Source organism: Natrinema versiforme JCM 10478, assembly GCF_000337195.1.
GTDB lineage: Archaea > Halobacteriota > Halobacteria > Halobacteriales > Natrialbaceae > Natrinema > Natrinema versiforme.
Genome location: NZ_AOID01000053.1, coordinates 99,281 through 113,553 on the forward strand (window position 1 = coordinate 99,281; position 14,273 = coordinate 113,553).

17 protein-coding genes are annotated in these 14,273 nt (G+C 66.0%); 12 read left to right on the forward strand and 5 right to left on the reverse strand.

From position 1 onward, the window contains the following. The first annotated feature begins 95 nt into the window (after positions 1-95). The 5 genes from C489_RS17725 to C489_RS17745 all read left to right on the forward strand — a co-directional run bounded on the left by C489_RS17725 (position 96) and on the right by C489_RS17745 (position 4,418). Positions 96-566 (forward strand): Lrp/AsnC family transcriptional regulator, encoded by a 471-nt coding sequence (locus C489_RS17725; protein ID WP_006432721.1) that lies wholly within the window; start codon positions 96-98, stop codon positions 564-566. Between the two features lie 111 nt (positions 567-677). Next, positions 678-911, forward strand: coding sequence for a HalOD1 output domain-containing protein (locus tag C489_RS17730; RefSeq protein ID WP_083902833.1), 234 nt, complete (start codon positions 678-680; stop codon positions 909-911). A gap of 116 nt (positions 912-1,027) precedes the next feature. Continuing rightward, complete coding sequence (locus C489_RS17735) at positions 1,028-2,581, forward strand: hypothetical protein (RefSeq protein ID WP_006432723.1); 1,554 nt, start codon at positions 1,028-1,030, stop codon at positions 2,579-2,581. 81 nt (positions 2,582-2,662) lie between these two features. After that, a complete protein-coding gene (gene cofD, locus C489_RS17740; protein WP_006432724.1) occupies positions 2,663-3,655 on the forward strand; it encodes a 2-phospho-L-lactate transferase in 993 nt (330 codons plus the stop codon). Position 3,656: 1 nt separating this feature from the next. Beyond that, entirely contained in the window at positions 3,657-4,418 is a 762-nt protein-coding gene (locus C489_RS17745) for a tRNA-dihydrouridine synthase (protein WP_006432725.1), read from the forward strand. A 95-nt stretch (positions 4,419-4,513) separates the two neighbouring features. Here C489_RS17745 and C489_RS17750 read toward each other — a convergent pair whose 3' ends face one another. Continuing rightward, a complete protein-coding gene (locus C489_RS17750) occupies positions 4,514-4,858 on the reverse strand; it encodes a cupin domain-containing protein (protein ID WP_006432726.1) in 345 nt (114 codons plus the stop codon). A gap of 136 nt (positions 4,859-4,994) precedes the next feature. Here C489_RS17750 and C489_RS17755 point away from each other — a divergent pair, with 136 nt between their 5' ends. Together C489_RS17755 and C489_RS17760 are read left to right on the forward strand one after the other, a co-directional pair. Further along, positions 4,995-5,846, forward strand: a complete 852-nt coding sequence (locus tag C489_RS17755; protein WP_006432727.1) for a triphosphoribosyl-dephospho-CoA synthase — start codon at positions 4,995-4,997, stop codon at positions 5,844-5,846. Continuing rightward, positions 5,843-6,436, forward strand: a complete 594-nt coding sequence (locus C489_RS17760) for a DUF447 domain-containing protein (RefSeq protein WP_006432728.1) — start codon at positions 5,843-5,845, stop codon at positions 6,434-6,436. Before C489_RS17755 ends, C489_RS17760 begins: the two co-directional genes overlap by 4 nt. Before the next feature lie 6 nt (positions 6,437-6,442). On the opposite strand, the gene C489_RS17765 is transcribed toward C489_RS17760, so the two are convergent. Next, the gene (locus C489_RS17765) at positions 6,443-7,453 is read right to left on the reverse strand and encodes a hypothetical protein (protein ID WP_006432729.1); all 1,011 of its coding nucleotides are present in this window, start codon (positions 7,451-7,453) and stop codon (positions 6,443-6,445) included. A 221-nt stretch (positions 7,454-7,674) separates the two neighbouring features. Between C489_RS17765 and C489_RS17770 the strand changes: the two genes are divergently transcribed. After that, entirely contained in the window at positions 7,675-7,866 is a 192-nt protein-coding gene (locus C489_RS17770) for a 30S ribosomal protein S17e (protein ID WP_006432730.1), read from the forward strand. Positions 7,867-8,079: 213 nt separating this feature from the next. Here the strand turns inward: C489_RS17770 and C489_RS17775 are convergent, their stop codons facing one another. Then, positions 8,080-8,346, reverse strand: coding sequence for a hypothetical protein (locus tag C489_RS17775; RefSeq protein ID WP_006432731.1), 267 nt, complete (start codon positions 8,344-8,346; stop codon positions 8,080-8,082). A 216-nt stretch (positions 8,347-8,562) separates the two neighbouring features. On the opposite strand from C489_RS17775, the gene asd reads away from it, so the two are divergent. From asd to C489_RS17790, 3 genes are all read left to right on the forward strand, one after another. Further along, positions 8,563-9,597: an aspartate-semialdehyde dehydrogenase gene (gene asd / locus C489_RS17780; RefSeq protein ID WP_006432732.1), complete on the forward strand. Its 1,035-nt coding sequence runs from the start codon at positions 8,563-8,565 to the stop codon at positions 9,595-9,597. A 194-nt stretch (positions 9,598-9,791) separates the two neighbouring features. Further along, entirely contained in the window at positions 9,792-10,439 is a 648-nt protein-coding gene (locus tag C489_RS17785) for a helix-turn-helix domain-containing protein (protein WP_006432733.1), read from the forward strand. A 50-nt stretch (positions 10,440-10,489) separates the two neighbouring features. Continuing rightward, the gene (locus tag C489_RS17790) at positions 10,490-10,798 is read left to right on the forward strand and encodes a HalOD1 output domain-containing protein (RefSeq protein ID WP_006432734.1); all 309 of its coding nucleotides are present in this window, start codon (positions 10,490-10,492) and stop codon (positions 10,796-10,798) included. Positions 10,799-10,824: 26 nt separating this feature from the next. Here the strand turns inward: C489_RS17790 and C489_RS17795 are convergent, their stop codons facing one another. Next, complete coding sequence (locus tag C489_RS17795) at positions 10,825-11,256, reverse strand: universal stress protein (protein WP_006432735.1); 432 nt, start codon at positions 11,254-11,256, stop codon at positions 10,825-10,827. A gap of 255 nt (positions 11,257-11,511) precedes the next feature. Further along, positions 11,512-12,486 carry a D-2-hydroxyacid dehydrogenase gene (locus C489_RS17800; protein ID WP_006432736.1) on the reverse strand — a complete coding sequence of 325 codons (975 nt, stop codon included), beginning with the start codon at positions 12,484-12,486 and terminating at the stop codon, positions 11,512-11,514. A gap of 206 nt (positions 12,487-12,692) precedes the next feature. Between C489_RS17800 and C489_RS17805 the strand changes: the two genes are divergently transcribed. Beyond that, positions 12,693-14,084, forward strand: coding sequence for an NAD(P)/FAD-dependent oxidoreductase (locus C489_RS17805; protein ID WP_006432737.1), 1,392 nt, complete (start codon positions 12,693-12,695; stop codon positions 14,082-14,084). Positions 14,085-14,273: the final 189 nt, after the last annotated feature.

Genomic DNA, 14,273 nt, shown 5'->3' on the forward strand with positions numbered 1-14,273 from the left:
GGATGCGCCGACGAACGTGGCGAGAGCCGATGGTATCGGTCGTCCAATGCTGTTTGGGAAAAGACCTATCCGAAAAAGATAACGAGTGCCACACCATGGAGCAGTTAGACGAAACCGATCAGGAAATCCTCTCTCTGTTACAGACGAACGTATACGAGATCACAAACGAGGAGATCGGGCAGCAGGTCGGTGTTTCGTCGACGACGGTAAGCGACCGGATCTCCAAACTCGAGGAGCGCGGCGTTATCGAGAGCTATGAGACGGTCCTCGACTACGAGGCGGCGGGGATTCATCATCACTTCCTCCTCTTTTGTACGGTCCCACTCGCGGACCGGGAACAGATGGCGGCGGAAACGCTCGAGAAACACGGCGTCATCACCGTTCGAGAGATCCTGGCCGGTAAGGAGAACCTCCACGTCGAAATTATCGGCGAGTCGACGAGCGAAATCGCAGCGATCATCGAGTCCCTCGAGAGTAGCGGCATCGACGTGAACCGATCGGAGGTGCTCAAACAGGAGTACAGCCGCCCATTCAACGGATTCGGGCCGGAACGGAGTACACCGTGAGCACCGCCCCGTCGAGTTACCCGTCAGGAAGCCGGAAAATAAGTTTTTGACCTGGGTTGTGGAACCGTACTATTACCAGACTATTTGGGCCGTGAATAAATACCCCTTCGTATGGAACGCCTGACCAATTCACCCCCGAGTATGACTGTCCTCCGGAAAGTCAGCGCGGAGAAAGGCGTCGACAGCACCGACCTCGCGCCGCTGTATCACTCGGTCGAACCGGACGCGCTCGACTCGCTCTTCGAACACGGATTCGACGGCGAACTCACGTTCAGGTACGAAGGGTACCACGTCACCGTCTCCGGCACCGGCGACGTCGACGTGACGAGCGAGAAACGACGCTAGCGGGTTTGGTCCGAGTCGAGCGCCACCGCATCAGCGTCAATTTCGCTCGATCGCGACGGCGTTCGCTCGAGTCCGAGGGACGTGCTTTCAAGACAATCGCGCGCACACTCGGAGGTATGCCAGAGGAGGAACTCGCCGCACGGGTCGCGGACGTACTGGCGGTCGACGCCGACGATTTCCGCGAGCGGGCCGAGGCGGACGCCGAGGTCATCAAAGACGCCGTCGAGGAAGGTGTCTTCGACAACCCGCAGGCGATTGTCGGCCTCGAGTACGAGTTTTACGCGGTCAAAGCCGACGACTGTACCCTGCGGCGGGTCCCGCGCCGACTGCTCGAGTTGATCGGGTTCGAGAAGGAACTCGGACTGCACAACGCGGAGATGACGACCAGTCCGCAGCCGCTGAACGCGCCGGGGTTGGCGGCCCAAGAGTCGGAGGTCAAAGCGCGCCTGCAGACGGCCCTCGACGTGACCCAGTCCGAGCGGATGCGACTGGTCAGCGACGCGCTCTGGACGATTCCGCCGGAAGGCGAGGACGCGGAAACCTACCTCACCGACAGCGTCGAGCGGACGACGACGGACGACGACGGCACCGAACGCGCGATCCGCGTCGCGACGAACATGAGCGGCTCCGCTCGCTACCACGCGATGGCGAACACCGATCAGGCCGAGTCCGCGGGGATGCGTATCGAGGCCCCCCACGTCTCCGTCCAAGCCGATACCGTCATGCCCGAGAGCCTGATCACGTCGATCCAGCCCCACTATCAGGTGGCCCACGCTCCCGACCTCCCCGAGTACTTCAACTACGCGCTGCGGATCGCCGGCCCCCTCCTCGCGCTCGGGGTCAACTCCCCGTTTTTCCCCGCCGACCTCTACGACGACGACGCGACCGCCGAGGACGTCCTCCGGGACGGCTGGATGGAACACCGTATCAGCGTCTTCGAAACCGTGCTCAACGACCCGACCACGGGCGAAGGCAAGGTCCGCTTCCCCCGCGACTTAGAGGCCGTCGACGAGGCGATCGATCGGATCGCCGCGGACGACACCATCGTCCCGATGCCGGTCGACGGCGGCGAGCGCTTCGACGACCAGTTCCCCCACTTCAGCCGGAAACACGGCACCTACTGGCGGTGGGTCCGCCCCGTCTTCGGCGGCCCCACCCGCTCTGCTGCCAACGCCCGCATCGAGTTCCGGCCGATCCCCGCCCAGCCAACGGTCCGCGATTCGATTTCGTTCCTCGCCGCCTTCGCCGGCCTGATGGAGAGCCTGACCCGCCTCGAGCACCCGGTGGTCGAACTCGACTGGGAACTCGCACGGGAGAACTTCTACGCCGCGATGGTCGACGGGCTCGCGGCCGACCTTACCTGGATCACCAACGACGGCAAGGAGACGACCGACAGCCTCGCTCTCTACGAGGATCTGCTGGCCCACGCCGAGGACGGGCTGACCAACCGCGGGTTAAGCGAGGAAGACGCCGCGAAGTACCTCTACCCGCTCCGCCGGCGCGTCCGCCAGCGAGTGACGCCGGCCCGCTGGAAGCGCGAGCAGGTCGAGGCGGCGCTCGAGGACGGGGCGACACTCCCCGACGGGATCGAGGAGATGCAACAGCGGTACGTCGCTCGGCAGTCAGAGACGCTGCTCGAGGGGAGTTTCGCGGACTGGATCGGCGACTAGCGGGCGTCGCGATCGCCGCGGCCTCCGAACCACGCGAGGCGGCCGAAAGCGATTAAGTAGCCACGCTCGAGAGGTGTAGGTATGGTTACCTTCCTCTCCGGGGGCACTGGAACGCCGAAGCTGTTAGACGGCGCTGCCGCCGCGTTCTCGCCGGAGGAGACCACGGTCGTCGCCAACACGGGCGACGACATCGAGCTCGGCGGGCTCTTCGTCTCGCCGGACGTCGATACGCTGCTGTTTCAGGGCGGTGGGATCCTCGACCGCGAGACGTGGTGGGGCATCGACGGTGACACGCACCGAACCAACTCGGCGCTTTCGGACATCGCGTCGGCCGCGGGGCTCCCCGACGGGCCACAGTATCTCCCCGAGGAGAAACAGACCGCGAGCCGCGATCTCGCGAACTGGCGACGCTTCTCCGGCGTCGCCGAGTTCATGACGATCGGCGACCGCGACCGGGCGGTCCACATCACGCGGACGAGCCTCCTCGACGAGGGCCACACGCTGAGCGAGGCGACCGAGCGGCTCGCGAGCGCCTTCGGGCTCACCATCGATCTCCTCCCGATGAGCGACGACGCCGTCGCGAGTCTGATCCACACCGACGAGGGGCTCATGCACTTCCAGGAGTACTGGGTCGCTCACCGCGGCGAGCCGGCGGTCGACACCGTCGAGTTCCGCGGCTCCTCGCAGGCCGAGCCCGCGCCGGGCGTCCTCGAGGCACTCGAGGACGACGTCATTATCGGTCCCTCGAACCCGGTCACCAGCATCGGGCCGATGCTGGCGCTGCCGGGCGTGGCCGACGCGCTCGCGCAGACGACCGTCGTCGCCGTCTCGCCGTTCCTCGGTGACGACGCGTTCTCCGGGCCAGCCGCCGATCTGATGGCGGCTGTCAACGCGGAGCCGAATACGGCGGGGTTGGCTGCCGCCTACCCGTTCGCGGACGCGTTCGTGATCGACGAGAACGACAACACCGAGTTCGACCGCCCGACCGTCAAGACGGATATCACGATCGACTCCAGAGAGGACGCCAAGCGGCTGATTCGCGCGATCAACCACGCGATCGAGAACCTGCCCTGAAATGGCCTCGACCGTGTCGTTCGCGCCGCCGCTCGCGCTCGCGAGCTTGAGCGGTGAGGCCGACGCCGACTGGGCGCAAGCCGGCGCGGAGTACGCCGGTGCCGCGTTCCTCGGCGGCATCGCACTCGATGCGGAGTCGAGAGCGGCCGCGCGGGAACTCGTCGAGCGCGAGCGCACCGAATTCCTCCCCGAAGAGCCCCTCGCCTTCATCGACCGCGAACTCGAGGCACTCGCGGAGACGCCGATCCAGCCGGCGTTCAACGTCCGGAGCGCGACCCCCGAACCGATCGCCGAAGCCGCCCGCGTTTGCCGGGACCGGGACGCCTACCTCGAGATCAATGCCCACTGCCGGCAAGCGGAGCTCTGTGCCGTCGGCTGCGGCGAGACGCTCCTGCGCGACGGCGAGCGCCTCACCGGCTACGTCGACCGCGCGGCCGAGACCGGCGCGACCGTCGGCGTGAAAGTTCGCGCGGAGGTTCCCCGGGTCGACCTCCCGGAACTGGCCCGCGGGCTCGAGGCCGCGGGAGCCGCGTTCGTCCACGTCGACGCGATGGACACCGAATCGGTGATCGCCGACGTGGCCGACGCGACAGACCTGTTCGTCATCGCTAACAACGGCGTCCGGGACGAGGAAACCGTCCGCGAGTACGTCGCGTACGGAGCCGACGCCGTCAGTGTCGGCCGGCCCAGCGACAATCCGGTCGTCCTCGAGCGCGTTCGCGACGCAGTCGAACGGCAACTGGGGCTCGAGGCGAGCCGCTAGCCACTGGCCGTGGCGGTGCTGACACGATGGGTTCGACCGGGTCCCAAAAACAGCTGGTGTACTCGAGCGGCGTCTCGCCCCGACCCCCGACGAAACTACAGCGGCGCGCCGACCAGGACGAGTTTCGCGCGCTCGTCGCCGCGGTTGTGGATCTGGCGCGTTTCCTCGGAATCCAGCCGAATGACGTCGTCCGTCTCGAGTTCGACCGTCTCGTCGGCGTCCGCGAGGGCGACTTCGACCGGGCCCTCGACGACGTAGTAGACTTCCTCCTGTCCGGAGTCGGCCTCGTCGTGTTCCATGCCCTTGCCGTCGGGCTCGAGTTCGAGGACCGAAATGCCGAGTTCCGCGGTATCGAGATCCTCCTTGAGGAACCACATTCCGCCCCACTCCTCGTCGATGACTGACTCCGGATCGGTCTTCGCGGCCGTATCGTAGCCCATACGCGAGCAGTCGGCCGTTCGACACTTAAACGGAGGGGACGCGACCGCGCTTGCTGCTTGCCGTTCGCTGCTCATCGCGGCACCCGTCTCCAGGCTCAATCCCTATCCCTAAGCCCTCCCGGCAGCAACTGCCCGTATGCGATCACCGGCAGGGAACGCGGAACTGGCGTTGCTGCTCGAGGTTTCGGGCACCCCCAAACCGGGGAACGTCGACCGCCACCGCGATCTCGCGGACCTGCGGTTCGAGCACTTCCTCGCCGGCGCGGTGGGGGCCCGCGACGGACTCGCGTTGGCGGCCGACGGCGCGGCGGTCGGACCGGCCTTCGAGCGGGCCGTCGAGGGGATGGCCACACAGGAGGGCGGGAACACGCAGTTCGGAGCGCTCCTATTGCTCGTCCCACTCGTCCGCGCCGCCCGCGAGGAACTCTCACAGCCCGTCGCCGAGGCCGTCGTCCAAGAGACGACCGTCGGCGACGCGGCGTCGTTCTACCGCGCGTTCGACCACGTCGACGTGGGGGTCGACGACCCGCCCGAGGACATGGCGACCCTCGACGTCCGCCGCGGCGCGGACGCGATCCCGGCACTCGAGGAGCGCGGGCTGACGCTGTTCGATATCATGGAGCGAAGCGTTCCCGGCGACGGCGTCGCTCGCGAGTGGGTCCGCGGCTTCGACCGCTCGTTCGCGGCCGCTGAAAGACTCGCCGCGGCCGACGGGCCGATCTCGGATCGAACCGCAGCGGTCTTTCTCTCCTTGCTCGCCGAGCGACCGGACACGCTCGTGGCGACGCGCCACGACGAGGCCACCGCCCGCGAGGTGACCGATCGGGCCGCGGAACTCGTCGCGGACGACGCCCTCGAGACGGACCCCGAGGCCGTCGAGCCCTTCGCCGCAGATCTCGTCGACCGCGGGGTCAACCCGGGCACGACGGCGGATATCACCGCCGCTGGGTTGTTCATCGGGCTCGAGCACGGGGCGATCGAGCTATGAGCGACGATCGAGACGCGGGAGCAGATACAGCAGCATGGCCCGTCGAACTGTCCGGCGTCACGGAGTCCGTCGTGACGACGCTGGGGCCGAACGGGCTGTGGAACGCCGCCGCGCTCGGGCTGCACACCGGCAATCCCGTCACCGCGCGGACGTGGGGAAATACTCGGACCCGCCGGAACTTCCGTCGGCAGGGCGAGGGCTACGTCCAGTTCGTCGACGATCCGGTCGCCTTCGCCGACGCCGCCCTCTCGATCGTCGAACGGGAGGAACCGATTCTCGAGTCCGCGAACGCATGGGCGCGCGTCGCGGTCGAGCGAGTCGACGCCGGGACCAGCGGAGGGACCGAGTGGGAGGCGTGGGCGCTTCGACCCCTCGAGTCGGCCGTCGAACGCGAGACAGTCCCGACGATCGACCGCGGGTTCGGGGCGGTCGTCGAGGCGACCGTCGCCGCGTCGCGACTCGGCGTCGCCGAGTACGATGAGGACGACCTTCGGGATCGCCTCGCGCACTGCGCCTCGGTCGTCGACCGCGCCGGCGGCCCCCGCGAGCGCGAGGCGCTCGAGCGCGTGCGAGAGCACTCCTCGTGGTGAGTGACGTCAGGTCGGATCGTTTCCGGCTTCGCCGGTCACGCCCGATATGGGTCCTGTTTCCGAGCGGTTCTCGTCGATCGGCTCGTCGTTCTCGGCCTTCTCGACCACGTCGGCGAACCGATCCGACCGCTCCGAGATCCAGTCTTGGGTCTCCGCGTCGGGGGCATCACCACGCTGTTCAATAAGGAAAGTCGTGATCACGACCGTCTTCACCCACGGCTTGACGATGCCCGTGTGGACGATGGCGATCAGCCCGGCGACCACCAGCCACGAGACGGCCTCGAGCGCGGTCGGGAGGACATCGAGCACGACCGCAAACGGCGCGAGCAGGGTCAAGAGGACGAACGACAGGATGTACATTCCGCCGACCACGAGCAGCGTCGAGCCGAGCACTGCCTTCCAGTGTTTCCCGTAGAGGACGATGCCATCGCGGGCCGACTGCCACCGGTTCTCGCTCTCGGCGACGAACATGTACGCGATGATCGCCTCGTCGAGATATCGAACCGCCAGTACGACCGACCGTTGGAGGACCTCGAGCAGCGTCTGTAACTGCTGGGGAATCGGCAGCGGAATTAATTCCTGAAATCGCGCCACGGCGCGGTTGAACTGTTTGAGTACCGCGTCGATGGCGTCGTTGATCACGAACAGCCCGGACGCGGAGACGAAGTACTCTTGGACCTGATTCATCCCGTAGCTGATCTGGTCGTCCGGCGCTTCGCCCTCCTCGACGACGTGTGCGATGACGGCGACGTGGCCGGTTTTGACCATGTACAGGGCGTACCGCTGGACGAGTCGCCAGACAGCCCCGAAGGTGACGAGGCCGAACAGCATCACGCCGGCGACGATGAGCAAACTGGCTCCGCCCCCGCCCGCGGCGAACCTGAACCCGAGCCATCCGATGAGCCCCAGATAGAGCACGCCGACCAATGCGAACGCGACTCCGATACCAAACTGCAGGAGAACGTACGGCAGCGTCTTCCGGTAGACATCCGTCGCCTCCCTGAAATGGAGTACCATCACGGCGGTTTGCCCGCCCGTTCGTATTTAAAATATAGGCGAACGGAGACACGGGGGAGAGCGAACGAGACCGCTCGAGTCCGGCGGCCGACACCGCAGTCCGGTCGCAAGCGTTCGGTCCAATCGCTGCCATCGGCGGGCGATCGGAACCGGGACCAACGGCGACGGGGTTCGGAGGCGAAGAGAAAGGGATTAAGAGCCTCTGGACGGAACCATCTCACATGGCAATCAAACCGGCCTACGTCAAGAAGACCGGGACCCTCCTCCTGGAGCGGTATCCGGAGGCGTTCACGACCGATTTCGAGCAGAACAAAGAGAGCGTCACGAAACTCACGAACGTCGAGTCCAAGGGCGTCCGCAACCGCATCGCGGGCTACGTGACTCGAAAGAAAGGCGCTGAAGTTCCCGCGTAAGTCGGTCTTTTCACCTCGAGTACTCGCCGCGAGCGCGCTCGAGCGACTGCGCCCGGGTTGGGTCAGGTCCCCGTTGCAGTTATAGATCGGATTTCGATCTCAGTTCCAGTCCCGAGTGGCGGCCCTCGCGTCGCGCTGGCCGGTGTAATCACTGAGTGTCTGAATGCTACCATCACGAAGATCGATCGCGCAGAGAACGGTCCTGTACCTGCGTTACTCGTCGAGTCCGGGCCGCATGTAGACCGCGGCGACGACCGCAACGACGGCGATTCCGACGCCGAACAGGAGGCCGATCATGCCCGTCAGGATGTTCAGTTGCGTGCCGAGGACCGGAAGCATGCCGTCGTTGTAGCCCGTCCATCCGAAGAAGAGCCCGGCCAGCGCCGCGATCGCTGCGAGGGCCGCCGCGCCCATGCTAAATCGCGTCTCGAGCAGTCCCCGATCACTGGTACTCGTGGTCGAACTCGTCATCGGGACCACCGCCGTCCGGAAGCCGCGAGTCGATCCTGTCGGTAGTGCATCGCTCGATAGCTGGCACTCCCGTTTCTTAATAGCTTCTATCCGCGCATAACGCGGTGCTACGGGCGACCTGTTCGGTCACCTACATGGTGTCGACCGGGATTGGCAACTCCGACGATTGACACTCGCTACCGTAAACCCAAACGGTTTTGCGGACACGACTCGGAGTGGCGGAAAATGGCAGTACGAGTAGGCGTACTCGGTGCGACCGGCGCAGTCGGACAGCGACTGATTCAACTCCTCGAACCCCATCCGGAGTTCGAAATCGCGGCGCTGACCGCGAGCGAGTCCAGTGCGGGCAAGACGTATCGACAGGCCGCCAAATGGCGCGTCGACAGCCCCATCCCGCAGGAGATCGCCGAGATGACCGTCACGGCGACCGATCCCGACGAAGTCCCCAACGACGTCGACCTGATCTTCTCCTCGCTGCCCTCGAGCGTCGGCGCAGCGGTCGAACCCGGCTTCTGTGAGGCCGGCTACGTCGTCTCGTCGAACTCCTCAAACGGCCGCATGGACGACGACATCCCCCTCGTGATCCCGGAGGTCAACGCCGAACACCTCGACTTACTCGAGGTCCAGCGTGATCGGCGCGGCTGGGACGGCGCGATGGTCAAGAACCCCAACTGCTCGACGATCACCTTCGTCCCGACGCTCGCGGCCCTGACCGATTTCGGCCTCGAGAAGGTCCACGTCTCGACCCTGCAGGCCGTCTCCGGCGCGGGCTACGACGGCGTCAGTTCGATGGAGATCATCGACAACGCCATCCCCTACATCGGTGGGGAAGCGGACAAACTCGAGACCGAGTCCCGTAAACTGCTCGGCGACTTCGACGGTGCCGAGCTATCGCACAACAGTATGGACGTCGCGGCCTCGTGTAACCGCATCCCGACGATCGACGGCCACCTCGAGAACGTCTGGGTCGAGACCGAAGAGGAACTCACCGCTGACGCGGCCGCCGAGGCCATGCGGGAGTACCCGTCGCTCGATCTGCGCTCCTCGCCCGACCCGCTCATTCACGTCTTCGAGGAGCCAGACCGACCCCAGCCCCGCATGGACCGCACGCTCGGCGGCGGCATGGCCATCGCCGCGGGCGGCCTGCAGGAATCACCCTTCGGCCTGCAGTACAACTGTCTGGCCCACAACACGATCCGCGGTGCTGCCGGCGCGAGCGTGCTCAACGGCGAACTGCTGCTCGAGAACGGCTACATCTAGAGACGAGGAGGACCGGCTCTCAGTTTTTGCCCGACGGTGGATCGCGTTTCATTTGCAAGGCGTAGATAACTCTGTTTACCGACGCTATCGACCATAATCGTCAGACCAAGAGACGCGGGGTCCGTATTCGTATCACTCGGAACCCGCAGACGAGATGACGCGACGAACGCAGGCAGTACACGAGACAGCGATCTATGGCCCTTATCGTCGAATTCGAGATCCAGACGCCGATCCTCCGACGGACCGTCGAGTCCGTCTCGCGGATTGAGATCGAAGAGATCTATCAATCCGAGACGGGGCAAACCAAGTTCATTTCGTGGGTCTACGGCGAGGATCTCGAGGCCGTCCCCGCGGCGCTGGCCGCCGACGACACCGTCGGCGAGTTCACCCTCCTTGAGGAGCCGGAGGACCGTCGCCTCTACAGCGTCACGCTGTCGGCACGGGGCGAGGACCACCTGACCTATCCGACCGCGGCGGAGTACGATATCGGCTACCTCGAGATCACCGTCACGGGCGCGACCCGGATTCGCGCTCGCGTGCCGACGCGGGAGGCGCTGTTTGCGTACCGCGACGTCTGCCGCGAGAAGGAAATCTCGTTTCGGATCAAGCGGATCTTCGATGAATCGGTCGCCACCGGTGATCGATACGGGCTCACCGAGCGCCAACGAGAGGCGCTGCTAATCGCCCTCGAGGAGGGCTACTTCGACGTACCGCGGGAGACGACGCTCTCGGCGATCGCCGCGAAACTCGAGATTTCCGATCAGGCGCTGTCCGCGCGCCTTCGACGAGGGCAGGCCAATCTGCTCCGGAACACGGTGAGAGAACGCGCCCCCACTTCATAGGTTGACCATCCAATCGTGGTCGCTTCCCGCATCGGGCCGGTACGGATGGTATGGAAACTGAGCCATCAGCCGCCGAGCCGCGACCGCAGGACGGAGCCAACGCGTATCAGGCCGAACCCGGCGAACCCCTCAGCGAGGCGGTCATCGCCGCCATCGCCGCGGAATCGTCGTTCGACGCCATCGAACTCGCCGACGAGTTCGGCCCGCTGTACGACTCGATCGACCCGACCGCGTTGGACTCGCTGTTTCACACGACCGGAGAGACCGCCCGATCTATCGGCTCCGTTACGTTCGAGTACGCCCGCTACCGGGTCACGGTCGACCAGACGGGCTGTGTCGCGCTCGTCGATCTGCGATAAGGACAGTTTCGTCCGCAAGCCGTCGATTAGGACTCGTCTCGGGGCAGTGCGACTACGGGAACCGACGCCTCTTTTACCAACCGCCGGGCCACGTCGCCGGTGAGTAGTTCCACGAACCGGTTCCCCTCCCGGGGCTCGAAGACCACGGCATCGACGTCGCGCTCGGTCGCCGCCTCGAAGATCGTCTCGACGACATCAGTGCCGAAGAGGATCGCCGTCTCGACCGTTCCCGCCGTCCCCTCGAGCGACCCACGAGCGCGCTCGAAGATCTCCGTGGCGTACTCCTCGCGCTGTTCGACCGAGGCCTTGTCGGGCGCGCCGCCCGCCTTTTCGATCACGTTGACAACGAGCACCGTACTCGAGGGGGAGAGATACGGCGCGAGCGCCGCGGCGGTCCGCTCGCCGTCGTCCGGATCGGCCACGGGGACGAGCACCGTCCCGTCGAACGTTAGCGGCATCGAACCCCTCCCGTACCGGTCGTCCCGGCGCGTGCACTCCGTCCCGCTCGAGCGACCCCGTCGGCTGCATATCGGTCCATACCCGTGGTTCGTCGCAGGGGGTGAAAAAAGTGAGTCGGACGGCTCCGGCGGCGATCGACGGTGGCAGTGCCAGCGGCCGACGGCTATCGTAGCCACTGAAACGATTTACACACCGATCGCGACGCTGTCGTGCGATCGGGTGTGCAATGACTTTCAGTGGCTACGATAATCCGGTCAGGGCAGCACCTGATTCTCGAGGTCGGTATCCGTCTCGGACTCGTCGACCCGGCGACGGTTTTCGGCGACGATATCGGCCAGTCGGTCGTAGTACCGCGGCGTGTGACCCGCGTTGTGGGGCGTGATCTGGACGTTCTCGAAGGTCCACAGCGGATGCTCCTCTGGCAGCGGTTCGGGGTCGGTCACGTCCAGTGACGCGCCGCGGATCCAGTTCGAGCGCAGCGCCTCGACCAGCGCGTCGGTCTCGACGACCGGCCCGCGGGCGATGTTGACCAGCACCGACTCGGGGTCCATCGTCACGAAGGCCTCGCGGTCGATCAGTCCGCGGGTCGTCTCCGTGAGCGGACACGCGAGGACGAGGTAGTCCGTCCGCGCGAGCGCGTCGTCGAACGCGTCGCCCTCGAAGCCGACGACCTCGTCCGTCGGCCCGCCCTTCTCGGGGGAGTACCGCACGCCGATCGTGTCGACGCCGAAGGGCTCGAGCCGGTCGCAGACGGACTGGCCGATCGCACCGAGTCCGACGACAGTGACCGTCGACCCCTGTAACTCGTGGGCCTTGTAATGTCGCCACTCGCGGCGACGCTGGCGGCGCGCGCCGACGTGGAACCGCCGGGTGAAACTGAGGATCGCACCGAGTACGTGCTCGCCGATGTTCGGCCCGTGGACGCCCGAGGCGTTCGTCACCGCGACGCCCCGCTCCTCGAGTTCTGCGAGGGGCAGGTGGCCGGTCCCCGCGTACGCACACGCGAAGACCTCGAGGGTCTCGGCGGCCGCGAGGAGGTCGTCCTCGAGCGTCATCCCCGTGACGAAGCGGGCGTCCCGAATCGCCTCGCTCTCTTCGGCCGGGGTTCGCGCGAGTTCCACGGTGTGGTCGGGCAGTCGCTCGCGGATCGCGTCGGCGTACTGTTCGATCGGGGTGCCGTGGGTTCCCTTCCGGAGGACGAGTACGTCCGGCGTGTCGGCGTCGCTCATGTTCGGTGACTCGTCCAGTGCGATGAAAAACGTTCGTCTCGCGGCACCCGGTCGCTCGCATACCCGTGCGCCGTGACTCATCGTCGGGTCGCTGCGGGATGCCGTGCGTCACCGTATGGCCCTCGGCTGATTGCGGCAAAGAATGAAGGGCACGCTGAAAGTCCACCTCGTAGATTTTATAACGACACACTGAGTCCAAACGGCGTATGGAACGCGTAGACGTCGCGATCGTCGGCGGGGGTCCCGCTGGTGCATCCGCGGCCGAACGGGCCGCCGCCCACGGCGCAGAGACGGTCCTCTTCGAGCAGGGGGTCCCTCGCGAGGACCGCGAGGGACCGGGGCCGGACTCGACCGACGCCGCCGGGATGCTGGACTACTGGATCGACATCATGGGGTTCGATTACCGGGAAATTCCCGACGACGTCATCCACCGCGAACTCGAGGCGACGGAATTCGTCGGCCCGAACAGTCGCGTCGAGTTGCGCTCGACCGGCATGGAGGCTAGCTACCCGAAGTTCGGCTACACCTTCCACCGCACGCGGATGGATGACTGGCTTCACGAACGCGCCACCGACGCGGGCGCGGACCTGCGCGTCGGCGTCGGGGTCAAAGACCTCGAGACCGACCTGCGAGCCACGAGTTCGAAGGGGCCGACCCACACACTGACGCTCTCGACCGGCGAGGAACTCGAGGCCCAGTACGTCGTCCTCGCGGATGGTCCCCAGCGCCGGATCACCCTCGACGCGCTCGACCAGTTTACCGCACCCGGCCGGAGCGCCTCCGACTACCTCTCGCCGCCGGAGGCAAACCACATCGCCTACCAAGAGTATCGGGAGTTCCCCGAGGAACTGTTCGCGGAGTTCGAGGACACCCTCAAGTTCTGGTGGGGGTACATGCCCGGCGAGACCGCCTATCCGTGGGTCTTCCCGAACGACGGCACGGTCGCCCGCGTCGGGCTGACGATGCCGATCGGAATGACCCTCGCAGATGTCGACGACCCAAGTTCGTACAAGCTCCTGCGGCCCGACGACGAGCGACTCCCCTCGGGCGCGGAGTACATCAGCCGGCTGTTAGAACAGGAATACGGCGACGAGTACGACATCGAGGAGGACATCCCACGCGTCGAGGACCGCGGGAAGTCCAAGGGGACCGAAACCTACCCGATCTCCTCGACCCGACCGATCGAGTCCCCCGTCGGCGCGAACATCGCCGTCGCCGGCGGCGCGATGGGCACCACCTCTGCCTTCCACGAGGGCGGCTACCACGTCGCTGTCCGCACCGGCAAGATCGCCGGCCGACTCGCCGCGACCGACTCGCTCGAGCACTACAACGAGATCTGGAAGGACGCGATCGGCGACGAGGTCCTGCGGAACGTCGCCTTCGGCGACATCGTCGCCGAGTACGGACCCGACGACTGGGACTGGGCGTTTGACACCATCAACAACATGCAGGGCAACGGAACCGACGACGCCCTCGTCAGCAAGAAGTACACCGCCGGGATCGACGCCGCGAAGATCCTCGCGACGTACAAGCACAAGAAGTTCACCTACCGCGACGGCCGCTACGTCCAACTCTCCGAGGACGACTACTTCTACTGAGCCGTCACCGTGGGATGTAACGGCGGCCTAACTGCCCGTACGCGGTGATCCTTTTTCGGGGTCGGCGTGGAAGCGGCGGTATGGGCTCCGGTCGACGCACCGATCCCCCCGGCGAGCGCGGCCCTCGAGCCGACGGCTCGGGTCACGGCGTTCCCGAGGGACAGGCATCCGAGGAGTACGGCGACCACC

Bases quoted from the DNA above. Each gene is read 5' to 3' on its own strand.
- C489_RS17760 (WP_006432728.1), top strand. From the start codon at position 5,843: ATGAGCGACGATCGAGACGCGGGAGCAGATACAGCAGCATGGCCCGTC.
- C489_RS17725 (WP_006432721.1), top strand. From the start codon at position 96: ATGGAGCAGTTAGACGAAACCGATCAGGAAATCCTCTCTCTGTTACAG.
- C489_RS17755 (WP_006432727.1), top strand. From the start codon at position 4,995: ATGCGATCACCGGCAGGGAACGCGGAACTGGCGTTGCTGCTCGAGGTT.
- C489_RS17750 (WP_006432726.1), bottom strand. From the start codon at position 4,858: ATGGGCTACGATACGGCCGCGAAGACCGATCCGGAGTCAGTCATCGAC.
- C489_RS17800 (WP_006432736.1), bottom strand. From the start codon at position 12,486: ATGAGCGACGCCGACACGCCGGACGTACTCGTCCTCCGGAAGGGAACC.
- C489_RS17765 (WP_006432729.1), bottom strand. From the start codon at position 7,453: ATGGTACTCCATTTCAGGGAGGCGACGGATGTCTACCGGAAGACGCTG.
- cofD (WP_006432724.1), top strand. From the start codon at position 2,663: ATGGTTACCTTCCTCTCCGGGGGCACTGGAACGCCGAAGCTGTTAGAC.
- asd (WP_006432732.1), top strand. From the start codon at position 8,563: ATGGCAGTACGAGTAGGCGTACTCGGTGCGACCGGCGCAGTCGGACAG.
- C489_RS17790 (WP_006432734.1), top strand. From the start codon at position 10,490: ATGGAAACTGAGCCATCAGCCGCCGAGCCGCGACCGCAGGACGGAGCC.
- C489_RS17770 (WP_006432730.1), top strand. From the start codon at position 7,675: ATGGCAATCAAACCGGCCTACGTCAAGAAGACCGGGACCCTCCTCCTG.
- C489_RS17795 (WP_006432735.1), bottom strand. From the start codon at position 11,256: ATGCCGCTAACGTTCGACGGGACGGTGCTCGTCCCCGTGGCCGATCCG.
- C489_RS17785 (WP_006432733.1), top strand. From the start codon at position 9,792: ATGGCCCTTATCGTCGAATTCGAGATCCAGACGCCGATCCTCCGACGG.
- C489_RS17805 (WP_006432737.1), top strand. From the start codon at position 12,693: ATGGAACGCGTAGACGTCGCGATCGTCGGCGGGGGTCCCGCTGGTGCA.
- C489_RS17735 (WP_006432723.1), top strand. From the start codon at position 1,028: ATGCCAGAGGAGGAACTCGCCGCACGGGTCGCGGACGTACTGGCGGTC.
- C489_RS17745 (WP_006432725.1), top strand. From the start codon at position 3,657: ATGGCCTCGACCGTGTCGTTCGCGCCGCCGCTCGCGCTCGCGAGCTTG.
- C489_RS17730 (WP_083902833.1), top strand. From the start codon at position 678: ATGGAACGCCTGACCAATTCACCCCCGAGTATGACTGTCCTCCGGAAA.